Origin of the sequence: Sporosarcina sp. ANT_H38 (assembly GCF_008369195.1) — a bacterium.
GTDB lineage: Bacteria > Bacillota > Bacilli > Bacillales_A > Planococcaceae > Sporosarcina.
The window spans coordinates 44,085-68,954 of record NZ_VOBC01000006.1; the positions used below are offsets into that span (position 1 = coordinate 44,085).

Consider the following 24,870-nt stretch of genomic DNA (forward strand, 5'->3'; position numbering starts at 1 on the left):
TTGAATGGCTGAACACAGTAAATTCTTTGATAGTTTAAATCCGCTCGATCCCGATAAAGTTTATACCGCTGATGAGTTTATGGGTTTTTTCGGCAAACTGATTACAGATGGCGTTATGAAGGGCGAAGCGAACATGTTAAAAGTCGAAACGAGTGGCTCTAATATGAACACCGTAGTCGATACTGGTACAGCGTTCTTGAAAGCTAGGGAGTACGAGAATGATAGTGAATTATCACTCACTCATGAAGTCGAAGCGTTGGGGAAATCACGTATTGACCGCGTGGTAATTAGGTTGATGTTGAATGTAGATTATCGTGAAGCTAGGGCGTTTGTGAAAAAAGGTGTGGCAGGTCTAGCACCTGTTGTACCTCAGTTGGAACGAACAGACGATGTATATGAAATCTCATTAGCACAAGTCAAAGTAATTGGCGGGCAGACATATATCAATGTTGCGGATGTTGTAGATGAGCGGGGGAAAGAAGATGTCTGTCCGTGGGCAGGGAGTAAAATTTTGCCTAACTTTGATGATGTAGCTTTAGCTGAGCTAGTCGAAAAAGTGAATACCGGATTAGTAGATGCCACAACAATTCGTAAAGGAATTGTTAAACTAAACAACACCCTAACCAGTACATTAACTACCGAAGCGGCTACTGCAAATACAGTTAAACAGGTTAATGATTTGAAAGCTAATAAGGTGCAAGAATCTCCAATGATTATCCCTCTAGTTAACGGGTGGACAGGAACCGCAAAATATTATAAGGATCAATTCGGAGTAGTTCATGCCACGGGACTCATCGAAAGGACAACGTCTACTACAAGTATAGTAGCGGGTAATCTTCCAGCCGGTTACCGTCCCGTTTCTACCCATTGGACCCATGCAATACCAATAAGTTCTCCCGCGCCGTCAGTAATGACAATAGGAACGGATGGCAGAATAGACATTCCGAACGGAATTAATGGAGCCACTACCCTTGTTGTGAACTTTTCATTCCGCACAAATTAGGAGGTGAATCATGAAACCCATACGGATTTTTACGCCCGATATTGAGTTACTTGGAGAGATCAGCAATTATGAATCACTCTTTTTTGTACGCTCATTTCACGGCATCGGTGACCTAGAGTTACGTATCAACAGATACAAAAATTACACTGACACTCTGCAAAAAGGGAACATCATTGTTGTCGGGAACGATAAGCATAAATGTTACAAAATTGAACATAGAGCTATTGATCTCGACGAAGCTGGCAAAGTAACTGAAAACTGGCTAATCAAAGCGCTCGAATTAAAAATCGTCACTAGCGAAGCTATTGCACTACCACCTTCCCACACGGCCAATGATAATAAATCAGCATCGGCGGAAACGGTTATGAAGCATTATGTCAATGGAAATATAATAAACCCTGTAGATCCTTCGCGTAAAGTTGCCGAACTGGTATTGGCATCTGACTTAAATCGAGGTCCACATATTTCATGGCAATCAAGGTTTAAGGTCGTTGCGGAAGAACTATCAGAAATGTCGTCATTGACGGGTGTTGGCTGGGGTGTTCGAGTTGATTACGCGCTACGGAAATTGGTGTTAGATGTTGCCGAAGGTCGGGATTTATCCGTTAACCAAAACGTAAATTCACCTGTGATTTTTTCTCCACAATTCGATAATATTAAAAATATGCACTACGTTGATTCAGACTTGAATTACAAAAACGTAGCTTACGTAGCCGGACAGGGCGAAGGTGTGGACAGGCGTGTAATTGTAGTTGGTACGGATACTGGATGGAATAGGAGAGAATTATTTGTAGATGCTCGGGATATCGAAGAAATAGATGACGACGAAAACCCAATTCCTGAACATATCATCATACAAAGATTAACCGACCGTGGATTACAAAAGCTTGCTGAATATACTCAGGAAAAATTCTTGGAAGCGCAGATTATGACGCCTGTAAAAACTGTCGACATCGAAAAACAAACGCATTTTGCGACGCAGTTTCAGATTGTCGAATCCGTAAAAGTGACGGAGGCATTTGCATCCTCTTTCGTATATGAACAAGACTACGATTTAGGTGATATTGTGACTATCCAAAATAAAGATTGGGGTGTTACGCTCGATGCGCGGATCACTGAGATAAAAGAGGTTTATGAGCCTGGTGGATTTCAGTTAGAAGCGACATTCGGAAATAGCAGACCAACGTTGATTAGTAAAATTAAACAGGAATTAGCCGGTATGAAAACGGAACTTACAAGATAGGAGGTCGGTTTCAAATGAATGTAACAGATTCAGAAATGGTAAGAGCAAAGGGGATTCCTGTACCGCAATATTTCAATGAGAAAACGGGTAGATTTGAACCTATTACTGGTCGAAACGGAGCGAATGCGTTTATCGAAAAAGGGCGAGTCGTTAAAGACTATTTTGAAGGTACGGAAACGGTGACTAAAACGTACGACACACCGATGTTCGGATTCGGGATAGTTAATGACGGTGTAGCAGATTTAACGTTCACTATAAACGGAATGCGGATTCCAGTAAGGGAAAATGAAGGGTGGGATGACCTTTTCGAACCCTTTACAACCGTCACGATTAATGCGACCAATCCATTTAGAGCGGTGGTGAGGGAATGAGTTGGAGTAAGACTGTACCACAAGGACCGAAAGGTGAAACGGGATTGACGGCTTATCAAATCGCGGTAAACGGCGGATTTGTAGGAACGGAAGCCGAATGGTTATTGTCGCTTGAAGGGGCTAAAGGGGAACCTGGCATAGACGGAACAGGAAGTGGAACGGTGTCATCTGTAAACGATATCGAACCGGATGCAAATGGAAACGTCGTTCTACCATTACCACCGGAACCGGATTTGAGTGGATTAGCAACGAAAGTTGAATTACGATTGCACGAAGCTAAAATAGCATCCTCGACAGAACTTGGACACGTAAAAGTTGGTCAAAATTTATCTATTGGGTCGGATGGCAAGCTTAATGCTAGTGGTGGTACAGTTCCGGATGCATCAACAACCGTCAAAGGCATCGTTAAACTCAATGATGCCCTAAACAGCAGTTTGACAACTGAAGCAGCTACGGCTAATGCGGTAAAACAGGTGAATGATTTGAAGGCTAATAAAGCGCAAGAGAGTCAAATCATCATTACACTCCAAAATGGGTGGGGAGGAAATCTTAGGTGTTATAAAAACCAATTCGGTGTCGTTCAACTCTTTGGCATGGTAACTGTTGGTTCACTCCCATCGGGGACAATAGCAACGCTCCCAATTGGATACCGTCCAGTAAATGCACACTTTTTTAGTTCGCCGACAGCTTCAACTGCCACTGACGGACGTACTATGGAATTACTACTCAGACCGGATGGTACTATAACTCCTAATGCGACCCCACTTAAAAATGTTTATATAGAAAACTCGTTCAGATTATAGTGAGGAGGTTTAATGTATGAGGAAGAAAGTACTGAAAGTAGACGAAAATGGATATCTATTATTCGGAGAAGACGGGTCTATAGAGCCTGTAGGATTTAACGAAGAAGATAAACCGATATATGAAATTCTGGACGGTTACGTTGATACACCCTTACCGACAGACGAAAAAGGTTGGCAACTCCCTTTTTATCTTCCCAGATGGACAGGGGAAGAATGGGTTGAAGGTAAATCTCAATCGGAATTCGACGAAGAAGCTTTTCTGGATGCGCTTATTCCAAGCGCTGAGGATATCGCAAACGCTGAATTTGAAATAAAAATACTAAACATACTAATGGAGGTCGAATTAATATGAACATCATACAAAAGAAATTGGTAGACTCATACACGGTTTTGGTTATGGCTGAACGAATGACATTGGAAGAAGTGCCGGAAAGTAAGCTTGTCGGTGGCGTAGAACGTCCAATCCGCAGTGAAGTAGAAATTGAAATTGCTAATCGCACTATTGCGGCACTAGGCTAATAAACGGAACACTGACGGCACCCATTGAAGTGTATTTTTTATGTCTAAATGCAGGAACGTGCGGGCGTTCTTTTTGTTTTCCAAAAAAATAAGGAGTGAGGTGGAGGATGAGTGAGATGACAATTGGTTCGTCAATGTACGATACAGTGAAAAAGCATGATGAAGAAATCGCCGCATTAAAAGAGTCAGAGCGATTGAATGATGAGCGGTTGAAGAAATTGGAAGATAACGCTGTAAAACTAGAAAATACCGTAATGTCCGAAAGTCGTGAAACACGAACTACGATGAAAGAACAGACGGAAAAGTTATTTACGATTGTGGACAAGGCAATGGGTTATCAATCCGAGCGTACATCTCAAACACATGAATTGAAAATGGCAAAGATAAGCATGTGGGCGACGGTTGTTTTTAAGGTCGGCGGTACTTTGGCAGCATTATTAAGTTCTGGTGGGATCTTGTATTACGTATTTGTGCATTTTATAACTGGAGGAGGAAATTAAATTGGGCGATAAACTAAAACAATATATTGGATTTATCGGGGGTGCTCTTGGGGGCATCCTTTTATTTTTGCAAGCCTTAGGAGTTGAGTTGGTACATTTTAATGATGGCTCAATTAACGCCTTCGTTGGCATGTTGTTGACATTCGTACCATTAATTTTAGTGGGATATGGAATCTGGAAGAATCAATATTTGGTTACGAAAAAGGCGAAATCACAGGAAAGAATGTTGAAACAACGGGGGTTGAAGAAATATGGCTAAAATCAAGATAGACCCAGGACATGGCGCTCACGATCCAGGTGCCTTAGGCAAGGACTCAAAAGAAAAAGATAATGTACTAAAAGTCGCTATAAGATTAAAAACATTACTCGAAAACCATGGCCATACCGTAAGCCTGACCCGTTCTACAGATGTCTTTATACCTCTATCAGAACGTGCGAAACAGGCTAATAACTGGGGCGCGGATTACTTTGTTAGTCTGCACAATAACGCAGCTACATCGAGCGCCACAGGCTTTGAAACGTTTATTCATAATGGACCTGTACAGAGTAAAACAATTGAATTTCAAAATGCTGTACATGATGCAATTATTCAGGGAATCGGTATTCGTGATAGAGGTAAGAAACGTGCTGACTATGCAGTATTGCGTGACACGAAAATGCCAGCGGTGTTAATTGAGTATGCCTTTATCTCCAATGATAGTGATGAAAGAATCTTAATTAACGAAGTAGAGATGTTGGCACAGTTAACAGCCAACGGAATTGTTAATTATGCAGGATCAAGTAAGCCAACTACACCACCAAAAGAGGAGGAAGTACGAATGTTCCAACCAAGTTCAGCAACACTTAAAACGGCTTATGAGCAATTCTTAACAGGTGCCATAAAAGACGGTACAATCGCTGACAAATGGTTAACGGCCTTTAAAGCGGACAAACTCTCGCTTGATGATGCGATTGCACTTAAAGTTATTGTTGATCAGCGCAAGAAATAAATAAGACTAAAGTGAAAAGCGGTCCTCCACAGATTAGATTGTGGAAGGCCGCTTTAATATTTAATCTCAACAATTTGCGGCAACCTCAATTTACCACCGCTCGTCCAACCTCGTGATTTAACAGTAGCGGGAAAAGGGGGAGTCATTAATTTTAACAACTGCCTTATCTCCTTAGTGAATCCAATAACAACGCTCCCTAAATAGATTCCCTCTATACTCTGCAACTGTACAGTAAGCGGTCCATGCGTAACCTTCGAGACAATCACATCATGATAACTCCAATTTATTATCTTCCTCCAATTATCTGACCGAGTACCTCTTAGATAAGGTGTGTTTAGCCTTTTAGCAACAATACCTTCCATCTTATTTTCCTTCATTATCTCAAATAATGATTCTCCATCTGTATATACATATGGCATTAAATTGATGTAGAGTGAATCAATTTCTGACAATACTTCAGTTAACAATGCTTTTCGCTCTTCTAATGGATAATACTCCACCGATTTATTTTTATGCGAAATAATATCAAACGCCATATACTGAATGGGCTGCTCCATATTGCCACTGAATCGTGACATAGCTCCTGTGAAATTGTCAGGAGACTCTGTTCCTAGGGCGATTAACTCTCCGTCAAGTAGTGTGTCATTACCTCCGAAAAAGAGCTCAGGAAATCGACTAGTGGTTATGGTGCCATGACGAGTATAAGAATAGTCGTTACCAGTTAATAATCGAATACCATCAAACTTCGGCTCATATATCCAACCATCCTCTGAACTAACTTCCTCTTGATATTCAAGAAGCATAGGTTTGATTAGCTTCATGCCCGTTTCTTTTGCTCTTTGATTGATGCAATACTTTTCTCCATAGCGTCCATTAAATTAATAACATTCGATGGTTGTTCTGCATTCTTTGGTATTTTACTCTTAATTAACTTTTCTAAGCGAACACGATATTCATCTTGATACTTAGTAGGATCAAATTCGGCCGTTAATTGTTCAATTAGAGATAAGGCAATTTCTTTTTCTTTAGCTGTTAGTTTTGCGTCAGTTATTTTCGGTAAGTCAACAGTAGACCTAACCTCATCCGGAAAGTGTAATGTTTCTAAAACTAAATGGTCATTGAGAACACGAACTGCTGCAAGACGTTCCTTAGAGCGAATAGTTATCTTAGCAATGCCAATCTTCTTAGACTTCGCAAGGGCTTCACGTAGTAGTGCATACGCTTTAGAGCCATTTGTATCTGCTGCTAAATAGTACGTCTTGTCAAAGTAGACAGGATCAATTTCTTTCAATTTAACGAATTCCACAATGTCCACAGCTTTTTCACCGATGTCACTGTTCAAACCATCTAATTCGGCATCCGTAATGACAGCGAACCTGTCTGTCGCATACTCATAACCCTTTACAAGCGACTTAGAATCCACATTCTCATTACATACAGGACAAACCTTTTCCTGTTTAATTGGCATCTTACATTTATCATGAATCTGTCTTAGCTTAATTCCTTTGTCTTCCGTGGCTGCATGTAGCTTTACGGGAATTGTCACAAGCCCAAACGATATAGCACCTTTCCACACTGTGTGCATATAAATCACCTCATGGTTATTATCACCATTAAAAATAATTACAATACATCCTGAATGTTCCGGTTGCAATAAGAACAATCGTTCGATATACTATTAAAAAAGGGGGAACGAGTGTGCGTAATCAATTAGTTAAGTCAATAAAGTATAGTGAATCATTGGATATGATGTATCTCGCAAAAGACGGTCAAATCAGCAAGCGAAGAATCAATGTACTGCAGGTTGGCGAGGTATCATTCCGTGCATACTGTTTCTTACGTAAATCCAAACGTACTTTTACAATTGATAACATACTCGCACTCGTTCCCATCGTTACGAAAGAAAGCAGGGTAATCTAATGCCGTTAATCCCATCTGAGGCGCACCCACATTTCGAGAAAATGATTTATTTACCAATGATCATTCAGATTTTGGAGAGAGACAGGGAAACGATTGAAATTAGCCCGTTCAAATTGAAGGGGCCATATATCAATATTGTGGAAAGAGCACTAAAGACCGTCCGGTCTGATTTAAAAGAAACGAATACTTATGCACGAAGCCATAACATGAAGTTAATTAAAAAGGGGAAAGACGGCACATTCACTGAGTATGTACTTATCCATAATGGATATGAAGACATAAGGCGTTACTTAAACGTGCGGCTGCGTAATCGGACAGAAGAACTGATAAATGTGTACTTTGCTAAAATAGAAAACCCAAGTCTGAAAGGATGATGAAAATGACAGCAATCCCAAAACCACCAAAATCAAAGGTAGTGGCAGGACCGAAACTAACAGAAACTGACTTTCTTGAAATTGGCGAAAGAATCGGGGAATCAAAGGAATTCAATGTAGAGGTAGTAGTTACAATATATGCTCAAAAGCGTTATGAGTCAGTTACGGGGATCGTTACAGAAATAGATGGTCAACAAGGTAAACTGACGATGCAAGTAGGTTACGAAAGCATAAAAATCAACATGAATAATATTGTGAGCGTGAAATGAGATGTTATTTTTTAAAAGATAACAAGAAAAATAACTAATAAATGAAGTGGTGTAAAGCGGGGGATAGGCAAACCTGTGTTAAGTCATTTTAAACGTGTTCCTTCTATTATAGTGTGAAGCGCAGAAAAACCCTGAAATACCTAGTAACTTATGGGCGGCATGATGTAATAACGAGAAAGAATCATTGATAAATAAGGGTTTTAAGAGCATCGTTATAACGCTTGACCACTTTTTGACCACTTCAATATATAAAAAAATGCATAAGACTAATTTTAAAGAAGGTCTTTCATCAGTTTGCTAAACTGTTGGGAGGCCTTTTCTTCCATGTTTTTTGTCATGTGTGCATAGATGTTCATTGTGGTATTAATATCGGTATGCCCTAGGCGTTGTTGAATTTCTTTCACACCTACTCCAGCTTCAATTAATAGTGAAGTATGTGTATGGCGAAAACCATGAAGGGTAAAATGCTTTGTAATGTCAGTTTTGGATAATAAGCGTTGCAATCTTGTTGTAACAAGTTTTATTACCATTGGAAACCCTTCTGCACCCGCAAAGATGAAATTTTCATCTTTATAAATAACACGATTTTTTAAAATATGCTCATTTTGTTTTACTTTGTGCTTTTTTAATAAGGAAATGATCAGGTCATCAATAATGATTGTCCGAATGGACCCTTTAGTTTTTGGAGAAAGGAGTGTATATTCTTTCTTATTGTTCTTCGGGTTGTAATAGGTTTTTGTAACGCGTAAACTTTTTTTATTCATATCGATATCACTCCACTTCAACGCAACCAATTCACCGATCCTAAGCCCAGTATAAGCTAAAGTGGTGAATATCAACATGTCGCTCTCCAATCCCTTCTCAGCAGTCACTTTTAAAAAGTGTGATAGCTCTTCCTTTTCTAGAAAGACTTCTTCTATACTTTCTGCTTCAATATCTGCAACTTCCATTTTCTTTTTTGGCATTTTAAAGTGATGGGTAGGGTTAGATTTAATTAGTTCTAAAGAGTGTGCATAGTTAAAAATCATATTACCTGTACTATGAATGCTGTCTAAATAATTGGGACTATACTTTGCGCTTAATTCATCCAGGCGATCCTGATACATTTTTCTAGTAATGGAGGACATACGACGATTATTCCATACCTCGATTAAATGTTTAGCCGCAATTCGACGAGCACGAACACTACTTACTTTGGCTTGTTTCTCGTAATGCAGAAGCCAATCATTTATAAAGTCACCAAAAGTTATTCTGGATTCATTTATTAGGTTACCATCTGCAATATCTTTCTCCATTTGAGATGCTGCTAGTTGTGCTTGTTTTTTAGATGAAAAAGTTGATCTTGTAATTTGCTTGCGATCTCCACTAATTGGGTCCCGTGCGTTCACCGTAAAACTCCATTTACCGTTTCTTTTTCGAATATAAGCCATTCCAATACACCTCACATATCGTCTTCGAATAGAGTTTCTAATATACGGCTTATCTTCCCCCGTTGAGCATCAGTCAATAACTTATCGTTGAAATATAAATACTCCGTGTCCTTTAGCACTTTGTCCAAGGCAACATTATTCTTTTCAAACGTTTCTAGTGATTTCTTGAAAACTATATCCTTTGTGTAGTATTCATTAGTATAATCTTTTTCACTGATTTCATTAATTACATCAACTCCCCACCAATTTGCATATGGAATTTTAGTTCTTTTGTAAATATAGTCATACAAATTATTTAAACCCAATGCTTGCCCATACTTATTAAATAATTCAATATCGTTTATTCCTTGGTTTTCAATCATTCTTTGTTTCATTGGTGAGATGCCTGATTCAATTTCAATTTCTAATCTGGTTTTCATTGAAAAGATTCTTATTTCACTTAGTATGAAGGGGCCTGGAAGATCTGTTCCTAGAACAGCATAAAGTTCAATTGTTTTCATCATGGATTGCGTAGGCTTGTCAATTCGTTTCAGTAATTCGATATGTGGTTCGGCATATAACTCTGCTATTTTTGTTATGAATTGAGTTGATGGGTTCCTTTTTCCATTCTCAACATTGGATACGTACCCTTGTGTTACTCCTATTTGGTCAGCAGCTTCCTGTATAGTCATTCCCATTTCTTTTCTACGCTTTCTTAAGTAAATGCCTAAATTGTTTTCAATAAGCTCTGTGTTCATATTGTTCAACTCCTAGATTTAATGTCTATAGCTTATTATATAACAAAATATCGAAATAAGATATATTTTTAACTTTTATATCTTTTTGTTGCAAAGATATTATTTATATGCTAGATTTTAATTATAGTAATTTAATTACTAATAAATGAAAGGTGGCATAAACATGATTAGTTTGCAGTTGAATGAAGGCTTGCTTGAACAGATTTACAAGGAAAAAGTTGATGAATATTTGAAATCAGTAGAAAAAGACAGTATGTTCATGACATTTAATGATCTTGTTAAATACCTGAACATGAGCAATGTTTCGATACGTGAATTTCTATTATGGCGAGATGATTTCCCAAAGATTCGATTGGGTAGCAAGTGGCTATTTCCGAGTAAAGAAGTTGCTGTTTTTATGGAAAAGTATCTGGAAGAAGTCAGAGCGGTTGGGGGAGATATACATGCGATGAAACGTCACAAGCTTGGACGTTAATATTAATTACCTTAATTAATCAAGTCAAACTACATTTATCGGTACTAAATGAGTTATGTTATCGCGTAACGTCAAAAGTTTTAGGTGTGTATCACATAGATACAACCACTTAAAATCATGCTAACGCTTAAACGCAAAATACTTTTTATAAAAGTATGCGTCAAGATCTGCCGTGCTAAGTGCGGCCAAGTCCTACCTGTGTAGGGAGTGTAATGAATGATTTTAGGAAGATGTAATTACCCGTATATGTCGTCATTTTCACTTTGTAGATATGAAATGGCTAATAAAGTTGATGTTGCTAATTTAGTAAAAAAGTCTGCCGCTTGAGGCTACTACGCTTCAAATGCAGAAACAAATGGAAAGGATTTGGGGAAATGAGTAAAATGATTTTGTCTGAAAATATGAAGGTGGAAAATCCCGTTTTGCGTGCTGCAAAAGCTTATGCGGTACTACTATCATGGTCAGTGTTTCCAGTTCATTCGATAGTAAATGGTGAATGTACTTGCGGTAGACAATGTTCATCGCCAGGCAAGCATCCAAGAACGAATGATGGTATGAAATCGGGTACAACAGACCTAAGTATCATAAATAAGTGGTTTACCCGCTATCCAGATAGCAATATCGGGATTGTGACAGGGCAAGTAAGCGGTTTTTTTGCTTTAGATGTGGATGGTAAGGAAGGCGAAGAGTCGCTGGAACGATTGACTAGCCATTTTGGAGTATTGCCGGATACGGTCCAGGCCATAACAGGAAGCGGTGGCTCACACTATTTATTTAACTATCAGGAGGGCGTTGGGTGTAAAACGGATCTATTTCCATCGATTGATATTCGGGGTGATGGTGGATATATCGTAGCTAGTCCATCAAACCATACCAGTGGAAATCAATATCAATGGGAACTTTCAAGCAGACCGATTGAAACCGAAATAGCAGAATCACCGCAATGGTTACTGGATGCGGTTATAACTCCACAAGGCACGCCACAAGTTAAGGTGGAGTCATATTATTGGCAGAACCTTATAAGTGGAGTTAATGATGGAGGGCGGAATAACGCAGCTACACAACTAGCAGGGCATCTGTTCCGCAGATTTGTAGATCCTTTCATCATTATGGAAATAATGACTTTATGGAACAGTGAACGCAACAATCCACCACTAGACGATGGCGAACTATATACGATTATTAACTCAATAGCTGGTAAGGAATACAAACGAAGGGAGGGAAAAGGACAATGGACAATATAGGGAAATTGATAAGTCAACAAAGCGAACAAAAAAAAGAAGCCGTCCCGGAATGGGGACAGCCTATACCGTTCGATAATAGAACGCTTCCAGTGTTTGATCCCAGCGTCTTTCCCGATTGGCTAAGTAAATATATAGAAGCAGTTGCGGAAACAACACAAACTCCAGTAGATGCATCATGCTTTGCGGCTATATCCATTCTATCAACTATATCACAAACTAAGGCGATTTTACAGATTAATAGCGATTGGAAGGAATCTCTAAATACTTATTCTATATTGGCTTTGCCACCAGGCTCAAGAAAAAGTGGTGTGTTTAAAGCGTTTCAAGAACCAATCACACTTTTCGAGAGAGATGAAAGTGAAAGATTGAAATTCGAGATAAGCACCCAAGCGGCTGGAAAAAAAGCGAAGGAAGCTAGATTGAGGAAACTTGAAAAAGACTATGCGAGCGACAACAAGGAGGAGACTCTTAAAAGTATTGAGCTACTTCAATATGAAATAGAATCAACTGAAATAATGCAGCCGCCCAGGTTAAGCACAAATGATGTAACGGTTGAGAAGTTAGGTCTATTAATGAGCGGGAATAAAGAAGCTATGTCCATTCTGTCAGCAGAGGGCGCTGGTGCTTTGAATAGCATAGCAGGTAGGTATGATGGGAACTCGGTGGATGCTTCAATGAACTTATATCTGGAAGCGTATTCGGGGGACTCGGTAACAATAGACCGTATGGGGAGAGAGTCCATATATTTGGACAATCCTAAATTAACAATCGGGTTATTCGTTCAGCCAGAATCTATGAGAAATCTTCCAAAGAACTTTCAAGACAGAGGACTTCTTCAAAGATTTTTCTATTCATTCCCACAGTCCTGGGTAGGTTATAGAGATATTGAAACAGAAACCATTCCAGAAGAGTTAAGAACGCAGTATATAAGCAATTTGAAACAGTTATTGGAGTTTGATCCATCAAATGCAATTGTATTGACGCTTTCAGAATCAGCCCAAAGGTTGGAAATTGAGAACCGTACGGAAATCGAAGTCATGCTTCGTGATGATGGCAAGTTAGGTGGAATCATGACTGAATGGGGTTCTAAGTTGGGAGGTGGAATCAATCGGATTGCTGGTCTATTACACATAGCGAAGCACATAGACCATATATCCACCGCAACAACAGTAGTCAGTGAGGAAACTTATCTCGCAGCTAAAAGTCTAAGAGATTACTTTATAGCACATACAAAAGAAGCGTATGGAGTGATGAAGTCCACAGATGGCGAAAAAAATTGCATGTATCTATTGGAACGGATCTCGGACAAGTTTGAGGGTATTGAATCATTTAGTTATCGGGAATTACAACAATCTGTCAGAAGAAAGCTTGAATTAGTTGAATTGAAAAAAGGATTGAATCAACTCGAGGAAATGAATTACTTAAAAGTGTTGGATGAAAAGAAGAAAATAATCAAAATAAATCCATCATTTCTAAACACCGAGAAAAGAGTACTCAACGTACTCAACACACCAAAAAGTCATAAGCGTAAAGGGTTTGAGAAGAGTTCGGGTGAAAACTCAAGCGTACTCAATGTACTCGACACGGACACAACAAGTACGGAATCTAAAGAGGATGAGAACAACATGAGTACAGTGAGGACAAGTGAGTACGCAAGGGAACTCACTACAAACATAGATGGGAGTAAGGGGGAGGATGTCATGAGTACAGTGAGTACACTTTCCCAGGGTATAACAATCAATGAAGATGGTTCGGGGCTTCTATGATTGAACTACTTTCAAGATGCGAGCGTGAAGGAAATTCTTTATCACTTGAGGGCGATGGAATACGAGTTGAAAACATCGCCCAGCTTCCTGCAAACTTGAAGAATGAAATAACTGCCAACAAAAATGAACTAATTAAAGCATTGAATAGGGATCTTCTTGCAATAGAGAACTGCATACTAATTGGCATACCTGGAACGCTGTATACCTGGACGGTTAGCCGCTTTACCTTCGCTTATGTTGAATACGTTGATGGTGAATGGATTGCTACCAGAGAAACGTACAAACCAGGTGTGAGAACCGCAACAAGTCATAAAGTCATCGCAAAAGGAAACACATTCGAGTATGTATTTAATGAGTTTGTCGGTTATAAAAACTTCATAACAAGCAACAAGAAGTGAACAGGGGGAAGTATCTAGGTGGAATCTACTAGGTTCTGATCGAAAATAAGGTTCCGACAATATAAAGTCATTTTCCAATAATCGCAAGCTGTAAATAATTATCTGCCAAGGTAATTCAGTTCAGTTAAAGATAATACATTATTGAGGAGTGATTACACATGGCCGAAAAGTTAGAAAAGGGACCACGAAAAGTTATTAAGAAACGGGGAATGAATAAGGTTGGTCGAAAGCCACTATACACTGAATGGATAACTGAAGAAGGGTTAGCAAAAGTGGAGAATTGGGCAGAAGAAGGTTTGATTGGTAAACAAATTGCCCACAACATTGGGATAAACCACTCAACGCTTTACGATTGGATGAACAAATTTCCCGAATTAGCCGAAGTCATAAGACGGGGACGAAAAGTAATGGATGAACAGGTGGAGAATTCGTTGCTAAAGAGGGCAATGGGATACCAATATGAAGAGGATGTATTGGAGCCGGATGAATATGGGAACCTGGTAGTGGTAAAGAGGGTGGTAAAGACGGAAGCACCGAACACGGCAGCTCAAATATTTTGGATGAAAAATAGAAGACCCGAGGAATGGCGCGATAAAGTTGATATTGCGAATGAACATTCAGGCACAATAAGAATAGAGCTTGGAGAACAAGAGAAATGGTCGGAGTAATGTATCGGCACGGCGAGGTTTATGTACTTATACTATAGTAATGCCCGTGATATGTCCTAAAAAATGTCCGACTAGCCGCATAGGTACAACGCTAACAGCCGTTTTGCATTAGGCGCATATCCACGACAAAACGACCCCCTTTTTTGTTGTCAATATGCGCCTGTTTCCCTTGTGCAACTTATTCGATGAAAAAAGAATTCGATGACCATAACTGCACATTTATGGCTACGTTCCTGATTTGCCGCATATATTAGGGTTATGAGGTGTCATATATCATAATCAAAAGCAAAGGGGAGAAAAGTTAATGAAATACGGTTATGCGAGGGTATCAACGGCGGTCCAGGAGTTAGAGGTCCAGTTAGTTACATTGGAAGCGGAAGGGTGCGAAAGAATCTTCCGGGAGAAGTATACGGGAGCAAAAACGAACCGTCCGGAGTTTACTGAATTGTTAGCCCACTTGGAAAAGGGAGATACACTTGTTGCAACTAAACTTGACCGATTAGCAAGAAACACTGAAGAAGGAATCAAAGTGATCCGGGAGCTATTCGAAAAAGGCATAAAAGTTCACATACTCAATCTTGGATTATTGGAAGACACCCCAACAGGTCGATTCTTCCTTCAAACTCTCCTGGCGGTCGCTGAACTCGAAAGAAGCATGATAATTGAACGTATGGCAGAAGGAAAAGCAATTGCAATGCTGCGAGATGATTATGTAGCCGGCAGACCTCCCAAGTTTTCAAAGAAGCAGATTGACCATGCGCTTGCAATGCTCAATGACCATTCTTACACGATGGTTGAGGAAATGACGGGGATATCCAAAAGTACATTAGTGAGAGCAGCGAGAAAGGCAAGAGCAGCAGAATGACCACAAGCACCTCCACTCTATGAGTGACATTATAGAGTGAAGGTCTCTTTATGATTAAAAAGGAATCCATTTACAACAATGACAGTGATAGCCGTACAACGAGGTTTGCAGGACGCTTGGATAACAGCCGAGGATATGCAACTTACTATAATGGCAAGACAATCATGAGCAGTGTAGATGTGGTGTACCCCAAGGACGCAACAGACGCGGATCTTGGCAGGATGATGAAGCTGTCTAAATATCTACAGCCGAAAGCTAACTATCTAGGATACAAAGGCAATAAGGATATTAACTCAATGGATGCTGTAAAGATAGGTGAGGCCATTGGTGTGGGTGAATCACAGGCAAAGCGATTCATTAAGCGCATGACAGATACAGGTATGATGATGAGGGGAGCGAAGCGCTACTACATCAATCCTATCTACTTCCTCAATGGTAAGTACATGAATGATGAGCTGTAATGGGTGTTTAAGCCACACCTCAATGACTCATTCTCTCAATGTGTACACGATTCATACGAACAGAGGGAGCAGGAACATGACCAACACGGGTTTTAATGGAGGTGGACAAGAAAAGTCGAACGTCGTTTCGAATCGACCTTTTTATATATACCACCTCATCCGGAAAATTTTAAAAAATTACACCCCAAATGCGCATTGGAATAAACCGGAAATGGGTGTCTGAATGGCAAACCTAAAACTACACGGTTCTCCACAACCCAAACAAGAACAGTTCTTCCTAGCTAAAGTAGGTCATATTGCCTATGGCGGAGCAAGGGGAGGCGGTAAAAGTTGCGCAATGAGAAGAAAATTCGTTTTACTCGCCCTTCGCTATCCCAAATTAAAAATTTTATTATTACGTCGAACCATGCCCGAACTACGAAACAACCATATACGCCCTTTATAAGCGGAGCTAGACGGATTCGCACTTTTCTTATTCAACTAACTGGCAGATTAGTTGAATAAGAGAAGGAGAAGTTTTATGTCGTATTTGACCCATAAGGCAAAGGAGGACTGAAAATGACTTATATAATCAAGTGCATGACTTGTGAAAAAAGGTTGGGAGAATCAGAAGAACAAGTGACAACCACGCAATGTGTGGAATGTTATCACAAAAAGAAGAAAACAACACAAAAAAGACCACTGATTATAACTTAATCAGCAGTCTTTATTACAGTCGTATTGTGTCATAGTATGGGTGAATATTCTAGAAAATAAACATCCCAATTAACATAGGTAAGGCGTAAATACAAAAGATGGCTTAGGGGGCCATAGCAGCCGTTACTAAAGCAGAGCCACAAACAGAGGCCATATGACCTGAAACATCAGCCAAACACTCAAACACAAAACTTTTAGTACTGTTATTTGTCATACTAACCACCACCTTTGATTTTGCTTTTAAAAGTAACTGTAATGTTATAAGCAATGCTAATAACGCTGCTAAAGGGCATGCCAGGCTCATGAGCCCCCTAAAACATCTTTAAATAAAAGCCTCCTCCCTAAATTACAGGAAGAAAGCTAGTATTGCTGTAGTAAGTGCAGCTAGTACTTTTACAGTCTTATCGGAGAATTTAAAGTGGAACTCCATCTGACCACCTCCTTCTTCTTTCCGGCGAATACGAGTCCTGTGTTAACCCAGGACTCGTATACGAATCTGCCAAAAGAAGAAGTGTCATAATTGTAACATCTTTCAATTAATTAGGATAGTCATAAATAAAAAAAGTGGTGTGACATCGTAGACACATAAGGTGTAATAAGGAGGATGGGAAAATGTATGATGGCGATAGAATGTGTCCTGATTGCGACACGGAGTCACTAGTAGAGAAGGGTTTAACTCAATGGGTGTGTTTGAATCCAGTATGCGAGTCAGTGTTTGAAACAGAGTACCTAGATTTAGATATTGAAAAAGAAGAAGAATAATAAAGGAGTGATTTTTATGGCTAGATTTTTAGTTAGATACACACACGTTGAAGAAACAACCTACGAACAGTGGGTTGAAGCAGTCAACAGTGACGAAGCGCTAGAGAAAATTAATGATGAAGCCGACTTTAAAGAAATTGTAGAAGTGCAGGGTGTTAGGATGAAAGACTTTGAAGTTATAGAAGAAGATTAATGAACAGTTCGACCATAATGTGTAATAAAAGAGAAGGTGCTTCTTCAACTAACCGGTGCGTTGGTGAAACAAGAACACCACAAACAGGACCATGAATTTAGGTCCTTTTCTTTATTTATGAATAATCAACAATACTGTTCATTTTTCATTTACAAATCTGCCCCATTCTTTGAATAAAATGCGTTAAATACATGTAGTTAAAGTGAAAGGTTTGAGTTTATTATGTTTTTGACACATTACTATTGATATAATCCGACGCCTTCCCCCGAAGATCATGACGTCACGAAAAGATTGAAAGAAGCAAGGATTACAAGATTCACATGTATTGTAAAAAGGGAGTAAAAACAGTACAATTATATTATCAGAAAATATACAGAATTGAGGATTTTATGGAAATATTAATAACTGGTATTATCATTTTTTCGATTGTTCTATTTTTGGTAAACACCAACAATAAAAAGAAGCATGAGTTTCAAAAATCAACTTATCTTCCAGAAGTCAATGCATTAGATAGTAGACTAATTGCTTTATCAAAATACTACATTTCCTTTTCCGAATTGGAAGTCCTGAGGCCTGATTATGAGCAACTTTACAAGATTGTAGAGCAGTTTCCTAAAAGGTTACGGCAAGAATCAATATTTTCTGTTTTTTTGAATGTCTATAAAGACTTAGAAAAATGGAGAGAAAAATCGAATCAACTCTTTATAGATGAGGAGTTGGAAAGGACACAGTCTTTATTAAATGACATTGATGGAAAAGCTCTCGACTTACAACAACGAGAAGCTGTAATCGTAAACGAAGATAACACCCTTGTTCTTGCTGGTGCTGGAAGCGGAAAAACATTGACCATCTCGGCGAAAGTGAAATATTTGGTAGAACAGCTTGGAGTTCAACCCGATGAGATTCTATTGCTTTCCTTTACCAAAAAATCAGCATTAGAAATGACAGAGAGGATTAAGAATAAATTAAAAATACCGATTGAAGCAAATACTTTTCATAAATTAGGACTAAACATCATTACATCCAATGAAGGGTATCGCCCTGAAATAATGGATGACCTTACTCAAGTCATAAATATATATTTTAGCAGAAATGTATTGAAAGATCAGGAGCTACTAAGTAAGGTGTTGCACTTCTATGGCTATTACTTAGTTATACCGAAGGACATAGAGGGATTTGGTGATTTAGGAGAATACCATGAAGATCAGTCGACTGTTGACTTGGAGACTTTGCGTTCGAAAATAATCTCTTTTCAAAAGGAAGATCGAAAAGAAAAAAGAACACTGAAGATGGAGCAGGTCAGGAGTATTGAAGAAGTGATGATTGCCAATTTCCTTTTCCTTAATGGCATTGAGTATGAGTATGAAAGACCATACCCCTTTACATCACCGAACAAGTATAAAAAACAATATCGCCCAGATTTCTATCTACCTGAGTACGATCTCTATTTGGAACATTTCGGTATCACTGAAGACGAAAGAGTCCCCTGGTTAACACCTATTGAAGCTAAGAAATATATAGAAAGCATGAAGTGGAAACGCGAATGGCATAAAGTAAACGGCACTACTTTATTAGAAACTTACTCCTACTTCAACAGATCGGGAATGTTAGTAGAAAAGTTGGGCGATATATTGAGGGAGAATGGAGTTACCTTCAAACAAGTAGATATGTCTGAACTTTATAGGAAATTATTTATTGAACGGGAAGAAGAAAGGCAGTTCAAGGAGTTCAAGAAGTTAATTGGAACATTCATTTCTTTATTCAAGTCCTCTGGATTTGATGAAACAAAATTTGGAGATTTTATTGATCAGCTTCAGGTGGAAAAGGATCCCCTGCTTAAGGAACGATCTAAATTATTTCTATCAATCGTAGAACCAATCTATATGCATTATGAGTATCATTTGTTAATGAATGAAGCAATTGATTTCAATGACATGATTAACGATGCAACCAATATAGTAATGAATTATGAAGGTGAGCTCTTTAAATATAAATACATTATCATTGATGAGTATCAAGATATATCGATGAGCAGATATCGTTTGATCAAAGCCATTAAAGAAAAAACGAACTCTAAAGTATTATGTGTAGGAGATGATTGGCAATCAATTTACCGGTTTGCCGGAAGTGACCTGCAGCTATTCATCAACTTCGAGAAATACTTTGGGCATACCAAGTTGCTAAGAATTGAACAAACCTATAGAAACTCGCAAGAACTTATAGACTTGGCCGGAAAGTTTATTATGAAAAACAACAGACAACTGGTAAAGGATTTGAAATCAGATAAGCGTATGCAACTACCAGTTAAGATTTTCGGGTACAGTAATGATTCCATTAAAGCATTAACTTTAGCTATCGAAGAGATTGTGGAAAGCTTTGGTGAAGATACAGACATTATGATTATTGGCCGTAACAATTTTGATATGGAGTTCCTGTTCATCGACAATATTCCAAAGATATTTAAGCTAAGATATGGCACTGAAAAACTTGTTACAGGGCTTGCTTATCGAAAATATCCTAATCTAAAAATTAGTTATTCTACCGTGCACCGTTCAAAGGGGTTAGAAGCAGAAAACGTTATCTTAATCAATCTTAACAATCATTTAATTGGCTTCCCCAATAAAATCTCGGATGATCCAATTTTGTCAATTGTTTTAACGGATGCTGATCAGTTTAGTTACGCTGAAGAGCGACGCCTATTTTATGTTGCTCTTACCCGTACCAAAAACAATATTTATCTAATAGCTCCTGACAAGAAAACTTCAGCCTTTGTAGAAGAATTAATCAGAGAACATCAAATATTATTTAATATTGTTACGAATGAGGAATCAATGCGGGAAAATCCTAATTGTCCTCATTGCCAATCCGGTAGATTAGTCATACGTGAAAACAGCACCGATCGAACTCGGTTCCTGGGTTGCTCTAATTTCCCACGTTGCGACAGTACATTAAAGGATGTTAGCATCTTAAGCAATCCAATCAAATGCACCTCCTGTGGAGGCTATATGGTTAAAAGAAAAGGACCATACGGAGAGTTTTATGGATGTACAAATTATCCGAGTTGTAGGAACTCCTTTGATATTAGAGAAGTAAAGAAAACGAAAAGAACGACAGTAAAAGCAATTTTTTGAACTTTACTTCACGGAGGTCCTATTTTCTGGTTAGCTGTTACCTATAAAAAGGGTGAAGCCAACAGAAACTGTTGGCTTTTTTATGTCAGAGTCTGACCATAAGTGTAGTAGCAACACCTTTTATTAGGTATTTTTGAATGCATCCTAATTGGGTGATTTTGGTACTGTGGAATAAATGCTGTTATTCAACTAACGGCGCAGGTTAGTTCAACTGTATACAGGTCACGTTGAAGTATTTGTTCTTAAGACACGGAAATTTGATTAAATTAGAATTGGGGTAAATGTCGATATGAAAATGTCAAAAGTGATTATGCCACTAGCAGTAGGAACGGCGATTCTTGGATATGTTATAAAAAAAGGGGAATTTCCTGTGAGATTATCTAGGACGGTTTCTGACATAGCCCAAGTTGCTTCTGATGCTACAATAGAAAAGTCTTTTGGTGGACTCAAACTAAGTGAGATAAATGAGATAGTCTCAAATACTTATAGAGGTGTGAAAGCAGTAATTGATGGTGACACATTGGAGTATTATTTTAAGTCTGCTTCTGGTAAACAAACTCCTACGGCAAGAATTGAATTGGATTCGGCAGGAGAGTTAGTATTTACTTTTCGTTCGTATATTAATGCTAATTCACCACGTTTTTTTATAGAAAATTTGAGGGGTGCAATGAATAAAGTCAATTAGAATTTGTAAGATTGATTATATGATTGAATTTATGTCCTGTGAAATACATAACGTCGAATGCATTTCACATTTTTTGTTTTGTTAAACTAAGGTTTAAATTATCTACGGATTTATGTCGATAAATCATTGTTACACGAACTTGAAAAACTAAAACAATTGCACGAACCATTGTAGTTTGATTTTTAGTGAAGAATTTCACTTTAACTAACGAGTGCAAGAGCTGAATATCATACCGTCAACATTAAGTGTAACAATCTACCATAAGCGGGCGTGATTGTTGAACAAGCATCACTTTTCTTCTTCAACTCCCATGAAAATTAAAAAACGCCTAAAATCTATAAAACTGCATAACAAAAAAAGCTCAGAAAAAGTTTTTTTAAAAAAAGACTGAGCCTTGGGAAGGATAATGTTGAATTGAAAGGTAAATCAAGAATCAGCTCCATTCTTCAGAGAATATAGGCAAGGCTGGTGCAGTAACCAGAGTAGGATTAATCTCCCATAAGTGCTACCCGTATTGGGTGCGACAGTCTGTGATGCACCGTGGTCGTTGGAGTCAGACTAACGGATGGGCTCTTTGGCACCATAGTTCATCGACCTTCTTCGCCAGCCGTAGTATCCAATACCCGTTCTGTACACATTTTCATCCTCTGTGGTGTAGCGCTGATTTTGCGCTACATGTATGGCTAACGGGTAGCTTTAGTTAAAGACCAAGTGCTGCTTAGGCAGCTCTTTTTTCTATAAAACTCTAATAGAGAATATAGGCAGGGCTGGTGCAGTAACCAGAGTAGGAATACCTTAACAATACGTATGCTTTTGGGTATTTGATATGCGAGAAGTAAAAGCAAAAAAAGGGAATTAAACAGTGCTGCCTCAGAAGTCCGACTTCTCGGCAGCTTTTTATGATGAGATCGGTTCAAGGAAATTAGAAACTAGGAAATTAGAACCAAATTAATAAGAGGGTTTTTAGTATTGCAAGTAGAATACTCTGAATAAGGGGGCGAGAGATGATGAAGAACTTAAAAACTGTAGATCAAGCAAGAAAAGAAATTAAGATTTTGCAGGGATTTATTAATTTAGTTGAATCCATTCAACCGCAAACGCTGGAGGAGCAAATTATTAAGGAATACGCATACATAGGCAGTGTTGAAAAAGTTGCAATTAAAGTAAGTGAATTGGGATATTTAAAGAGTGATGGTCAACCTTTTGAGAAAGAAGATATATCAAATATCATTAAAGGTAAACCCACAAACGATTTGCATAAATTGATTAAGACGGGATTTTTAAAGAAGACCCGACATACTCGACGTAAAATTGAAAAATATAGTTGGTAGTATTTGGAGAAAGGGTTATACGGGCAGTAGTCTTGTGTAACCCTTTAATCGTTGATCGAATAGAGTTAATAGTCTAAAATCAGGAAGGTTCAAATAGTAGTATTTAAAGCTTTTATTTCCTAAATAGATATTAAAGGTGGATGAAATTAAAGTGGAAATAATTTTAGAGAGAAAAGCTAAAAGGCATCTCAGAAATGCTTTTTTGGTGTTAGTGATAGTAATCATCATATCAATAATTCCGGCCGTGAAATGGGGATGGGTGGAGGTATTATATTATTTAGCTGGAATTGTAATGCCGTTTATTACTTTGGCATCTGTGTATCTGATTTTAGCGAATTTCAAATTACAACAAAGAATGCTTCAGTTACAAAAAGAAGAAATCCAAAATACACAAGTGGAAGTTAAGCGTCAAAATAAAACAATTAGTAAACAACGCTTTGATAATACCTTTTTTAAGTTAATTGATCAATTAGGCAAAAACTATACTAGTGTTATAGACTTAGAATCAAACCATTTTAAAAATGTTCAGAATAAATTAAAAGAAGAAGTGGTAAAAGGATTTGAAAATAAAAAAATGGAAGACTCGAAAAACGAACCTAAGGCTGTTGTAAAAATCATTTATAATGCATGTTTAGATACAGAGTTGAAGTATCTTGGACTGGGTCTGGGAAATGCATATAGTTACTTTTTACAATCACTAAAATTATTAATGTATAGTCAAATGTTTTTGAATAAGGAAGAAGTAATTTATTATTTCGATTTTATACTAATTGAATTAAGTGATGATGTATTATCTTTAATACTATACAGGATTATTTATGATGATGAAAAATCGGTAATTGAATTTCTCGACAGTAATAATCTGGTTAGCAAAATAAATAGTGGACAAGCCCCAATAGATTTTAACCAAAGTAGATCTATCTGGAATTATATTGTTCAAAATGCAGGAAACTTGGATCCATATTCATTGGGGAAATTCATTTAAGTGATTAACATTATAGATTTCGCTAAATTTATTATAATAGTTATGAAAATGAATTTCACTTTTATAATAATGGATTACCATTCTAGCTTTTGGAAAGACTACGTTCTTACCTGAGGAGGTGTGATTGACGTGCCAAGAACTCTTGGTAGTCTGTCTAGTGATGCGTAGCTGAACAATCAGAAGTCAGCAGAAGGCATAGTACCTTTCGAACTCAAACAGAATGGGAAGGGCTGAACAATCAAGAGAGAACAGCGCCTTGGCATTCAGTATACTGCGAAGAACACAGACAACCCTTGATGCAAGAGGTGGTGAATTCCACTCGATGATTCAATTTGGAGGACTAGGCATTCCTAAAAAATCCATAAAAGTGATAGACACTATTCAGGATTAACATTAGCCCCTTTACAGTATCTTATACAGAGATAGTGAAGGGGCTTTTATTAGGCTATATGTTATTGCGTCGAAACGGATAAATCAAACAGCCTTCCCGATTTCTCTTAGTATCTGTAGAAATAGAGGCGACATCTGAACTAATACATAGCCCAGTCCAGCATTCATAATTGCTGACCACGCTTTTTCCGATTGACCAAACATAAAGAAAAAGCAAGAACTAATCATTATCACTGATGCAATTGGGAAACTAAGAGCTACTAAAATTTGAATCACTGGATCGAGCACGTTAGCTAACATATTAAGTGAACCCTCAGCGATGAATCCAGTTGGTATCATTTCGGGAGTAGCCATTGCATTGACAGGTATGAGGGGGGGGTGCGTTAGTAGGTTGACTGGTTCGGCTATTGGTGTGAGTGTGGATGCGAATTCGGGTGTAGGTAAGGTTGTGGGTGTGGGGACGGGGACGGTTACGTATGCAGGAACGGCCTTTGCGGTATGAATCCCATATGCGGTTATTGCGGCAGCAGTCGATACACCAATCCCTATCATTGCCTTATTGCTCATTGCATATTTACCTTCCATTCTATCGCTGAAATCTGTATAATCGCGTTCTGAAACAACCTCAAAATCAAGTTTTCGTTTAGCCATTTATCTTCCTC

General features: G+C 38.3%; 31 protein-coding genes. 26 read left to right on the forward strand and 5 right to left on the reverse strand.

Going from position 1 to position 24,870, the window contains the following annotated elements; genetic code table 11:
* The first annotated feature begins 4 nt into the window (after positions 1-4).
* The 9 genes from FQ087_RS20955 to FQ087_RS20990 all read left to right on the forward strand — a co-directional run bounded on the left by FQ087_RS20955 (position 5) and on the right by FQ087_RS20990 (position 5,428).
* Positions 5-1,003, forward strand: coding sequence for a tail fiber protein (locus FQ087_RS20955; protein ID WP_255452487.1), 999 nt, complete (start codon positions 5-7; stop codon positions 1,001-1,003).
* A 10-nt stretch (positions 1,004-1,013) separates the two neighbouring features.
* A complete protein-coding gene (locus tag FQ087_RS20960) occupies positions 1,014-2,246 on the forward strand; it encodes a siphovirus ReqiPepy6 Gp37-like family protein (RefSeq protein ID WP_149582548.1) in 1,233 nt (410 codons plus the stop codon).
* Between the two features lie 14 nt (positions 2,247-2,260).
* Positions 2,261-2,617: a hypothetical protein gene (locus FQ087_RS20965; protein ID WP_149582549.1), complete on the forward strand. Its 357-nt coding sequence runs from the start codon at positions 2,261-2,263 to the stop codon at positions 2,615-2,617.
* Positions 2,614-3,420 carry a phage tail protein gene (locus FQ087_RS20970; protein WP_255452488.1) on the forward strand — a complete coding sequence of 269 codons (807 nt, stop codon included), beginning with the start codon at positions 2,614-2,616 and terminating at the stop codon, positions 3,418-3,420. The genes FQ087_RS20965 and FQ087_RS20970 overlap by 4 nt, the downstream gene beginning before the upstream one ends.
* A gap of 16 nt (positions 3,421-3,436) precedes the next feature.
* Entirely contained in the window at positions 3,437-3,772 is a 336-nt protein-coding gene (locus FQ087_RS20975) for a hypothetical protein (protein ID WP_149582550.1), read from the forward strand.
* Positions 3,769-3,939: a CD1375 family protein gene (locus tag FQ087_RS22660; RefSeq protein WP_188006848.1), complete on the forward strand. Its 171-nt coding sequence runs from the start codon at positions 3,769-3,771 to the stop codon at positions 3,937-3,939. The genes FQ087_RS20975 and FQ087_RS22660 overlap by 4 nt, the downstream gene beginning before the upstream one ends.
* A 107-nt stretch (positions 3,940-4,046) precedes the next feature.
* Positions 4,047-4,439, forward strand: coding sequence for a hypothetical protein (locus FQ087_RS20980; RefSeq protein ID WP_149582551.1), 393 nt, complete (start codon positions 4,047-4,049; stop codon positions 4,437-4,439).
* A 1-nt stretch (position 4,440) separates the two neighbouring features.
* Complete coding sequence (locus FQ087_RS20985; RefSeq protein ID WP_149582552.1) at positions 4,441-4,698, forward strand: phage holin; 258 nt, start codon at positions 4,441-4,443, stop codon at positions 4,696-4,698.
* Positions 4,691-5,428, forward strand: a complete 738-nt coding sequence (locus FQ087_RS20990) for an N-acetylmuramoyl-L-alanine amidase family protein (protein WP_149582553.1) — start codon at positions 4,691-4,693, stop codon at positions 5,426-5,428. The genes FQ087_RS20985 and FQ087_RS20990 overlap by 8 nt, the downstream gene beginning before the upstream one ends.
* 53 nt (positions 5,429-5,481) lie before the next feature.
* Here the strand turns inward: FQ087_RS20990 and FQ087_RS20995 are convergent, their stop codons facing one another.
* Positions 5,482-6,249 (reverse strand): ATP-dependent DNA ligase, encoded by a 768-nt coding sequence (locus tag FQ087_RS20995; RefSeq protein ID WP_149582554.1) that lies wholly within the window; start codon positions 6,247-6,249, stop codon positions 5,482-5,484.
* Positions 6,246-7,013, reverse strand: coding sequence for a non-homologous end joining protein Ku (gene ku, locus FQ087_RS21000; protein ID WP_149582555.1), 768 nt, complete (start codon positions 7,011-7,013; stop codon positions 6,246-6,248). The genes FQ087_RS20995 and ku overlap by 4 nt, the downstream gene beginning before the upstream one ends.
* Positions 7,014-7,126: 113 nt before the next feature.
* Here ku and FQ087_RS21005 point away from each other — a divergent pair, with 113 nt between their 5' ends.
* From FQ087_RS21005 to FQ087_RS21015, 3 genes are read left to right on the forward strand one after another with little or no spacing between them, the layout of a single operon-like run.
* The gene (locus FQ087_RS21005) at positions 7,127-7,348 is read left to right on the forward strand and encodes a transcriptional regulator (protein WP_149582556.1); all 222 of its coding nucleotides are present in this window, start codon (positions 7,127-7,129) and stop codon (positions 7,346-7,348) included.
* Entirely contained in the window at positions 7,348-7,722 is a 375-nt protein-coding gene (locus FQ087_RS21010; RefSeq protein ID WP_149582557.1) for a YhjD family protein, read from the forward strand. The genes FQ087_RS21005 and FQ087_RS21010 overlap by 1 nt, the downstream gene beginning before the upstream one ends.
* Before the next feature lie 5 nt (positions 7,723-7,727).
* Positions 7,728-7,991: a YolD-like family protein gene (locus tag FQ087_RS21015; protein WP_188006849.1), complete on the forward strand. Its 264-nt coding sequence runs from the start codon at positions 7,728-7,730 to the stop codon at positions 7,989-7,991.
* 272 nt (positions 7,992-8,263) lie between these two features.
* On the opposite strand, the gene FQ087_RS21020 is transcribed toward FQ087_RS21015, so the two are convergent.
* Together FQ087_RS21020 and FQ087_RS21025 are read right to left on the reverse strand one after the other, a co-directional pair.
* Positions 8,264-9,421, reverse strand: a complete 1,158-nt coding sequence (locus FQ087_RS21020; RefSeq protein ID WP_149582559.1) for a site-specific integrase — start codon at positions 9,419-9,421, stop codon at positions 8,264-8,266.
* An 11-nt stretch (positions 9,422-9,432) separates the two neighbouring features.
* Positions 9,433-10,158: a helix-turn-helix domain-containing protein gene (locus FQ087_RS21025; RefSeq protein WP_149582560.1), complete on the reverse strand. Its 726-nt coding sequence runs from the start codon at positions 10,156-10,158 to the stop codon at positions 9,433-9,435.
* Positions 10,159-10,321: 163 nt separating this feature from the next.
* On the opposite strand from FQ087_RS21025, the gene FQ087_RS21030 reads away from it, so the two are divergent.
* The 14 genes from FQ087_RS21030 (at position 10,322) to FQ087_RS21080 (ending at position 23,818) form a co-directional block, all read left to right on the forward strand.
* Positions 10,322-10,633: a helix-turn-helix domain-containing protein gene (locus tag FQ087_RS21030; protein WP_188006850.1), complete on the forward strand. Its 312-nt coding sequence runs from the start codon at positions 10,322-10,324 to the stop codon at positions 10,631-10,633.
* Positions 10,634-11,007: 374 nt separating this feature from the next.
* Positions 11,008-11,877 carry a bifunctional DNA primase/polymerase gene (locus FQ087_RS21035; protein ID WP_223145622.1) on the forward strand — a complete coding sequence of 290 codons (870 nt, stop codon included), beginning with the start codon at positions 11,008-11,010 and terminating at the stop codon, positions 11,875-11,877.
* Positions 11,865-13,643, forward strand: coding sequence for a YfjI family protein (locus FQ087_RS21040; protein ID WP_149582562.1), 1,779 nt, complete (start codon positions 11,865-11,867; stop codon positions 13,641-13,643). The genes FQ087_RS21035 and FQ087_RS21040 overlap by 13 nt, the downstream gene beginning before the upstream one ends.
* Entirely contained in the window at positions 13,640-14,041 is a 402-nt protein-coding gene (locus tag FQ087_RS21045; RefSeq protein ID WP_149582563.1) for a hypothetical protein, read from the forward strand. Before FQ087_RS21040 ends, FQ087_RS21045 begins: the two co-directional genes overlap by 4 nt.
* Before the next feature lie 158 nt (positions 14,042-14,199).
* Positions 14,200-14,709: a helix-turn-helix domain-containing protein gene (locus FQ087_RS21050; RefSeq protein WP_255452489.1), complete on the forward strand. Its 510-nt coding sequence runs from the start codon at positions 14,200-14,202 to the stop codon at positions 14,707-14,709.
* Positions 14,710-15,013: 304 nt separating this feature from the next.
* Positions 15,014-15,574 carry a recombinase family protein gene (locus tag FQ087_RS21055; RefSeq protein ID WP_149582564.1) on the forward strand — a complete coding sequence of 187 codons (561 nt, stop codon included), beginning with the start codon at positions 15,014-15,016 and terminating at the stop codon, positions 15,572-15,574.
* A gap of 50 nt (positions 15,575-15,624) precedes the next feature.
* A complete protein-coding gene (locus FQ087_RS21060; RefSeq protein ID WP_149582565.1) occupies positions 15,625-16,035 on the forward strand; it encodes a hypothetical protein in 411 nt (136 codons plus the stop codon).
* Between the two features lie 76 nt (positions 16,036-16,111).
* Complete coding sequence (locus tag FQ087_RS22665) at positions 16,112-16,258, forward strand: hypothetical protein (protein ID WP_188006851.1); 147 nt, start codon at positions 16,112-16,114, stop codon at positions 16,256-16,258.
* A gap of 1,085 nt (positions 16,259-17,343) precedes the next feature.
* Positions 17,344-17,493: a hypothetical protein gene (locus FQ087_RS22670; protein WP_188006859.1), complete on the forward strand. Its 150-nt coding sequence runs from the start codon at positions 17,344-17,346 to the stop codon at positions 17,491-17,493.
* A 16-nt stretch (positions 17,494-17,509) separates the two neighbouring features.
* Positions 17,510-17,686, forward strand: coding sequence for a hypothetical protein (locus FQ087_RS22675; protein ID WP_188006852.1), 177 nt, complete (start codon positions 17,510-17,512; stop codon positions 17,684-17,686).
* 389 nt (positions 17,687-18,075) lie between these two features.
* Positions 18,076-20,817, forward strand: coding sequence for a UvrD-helicase domain-containing protein (locus FQ087_RS21065; RefSeq protein ID WP_188006853.1), 2,742 nt, complete (start codon positions 18,076-18,078; stop codon positions 20,815-20,817).
* 289 nt (positions 20,818-21,106) lie between these two features.
* Positions 21,107-21,502 carry a hypothetical protein gene (locus FQ087_RS21070; protein WP_149582567.1) on the forward strand — a complete coding sequence of 132 codons (396 nt, stop codon included), beginning with the start codon at positions 21,107-21,109 and terminating at the stop codon, positions 21,500-21,502.
* Positions 21,503-22,506: 1,004 nt separating this feature from the next.
* Entirely contained in the window at positions 22,507-22,833 is a 327-nt protein-coding gene (locus FQ087_RS21075; protein ID WP_149582568.1) for a hypothetical protein, read from the forward strand.
* Between the two features lie 151 nt (positions 22,834-22,984).
* Positions 22,985-23,818 carry a hypothetical protein gene (locus tag FQ087_RS21080; protein WP_149582569.1) on the forward strand — a complete coding sequence of 278 codons (834 nt, stop codon included), beginning with the start codon at positions 22,985-22,987 and terminating at the stop codon, positions 23,816-23,818.
* Positions 23,819-24,292: 474 nt separating this feature from the next.
* Here FQ087_RS21080 and FQ087_RS22680 read toward each other — a convergent pair whose 3' ends face one another.
* Positions 24,293-24,859, reverse strand: a complete 567-nt coding sequence (locus FQ087_RS22680; protein ID WP_188006855.1) for a hypothetical protein — start codon at positions 24,857-24,859, stop codon at positions 24,293-24,295.
* Positions 24,860-24,870 lie beyond the last annotated feature (11 nt).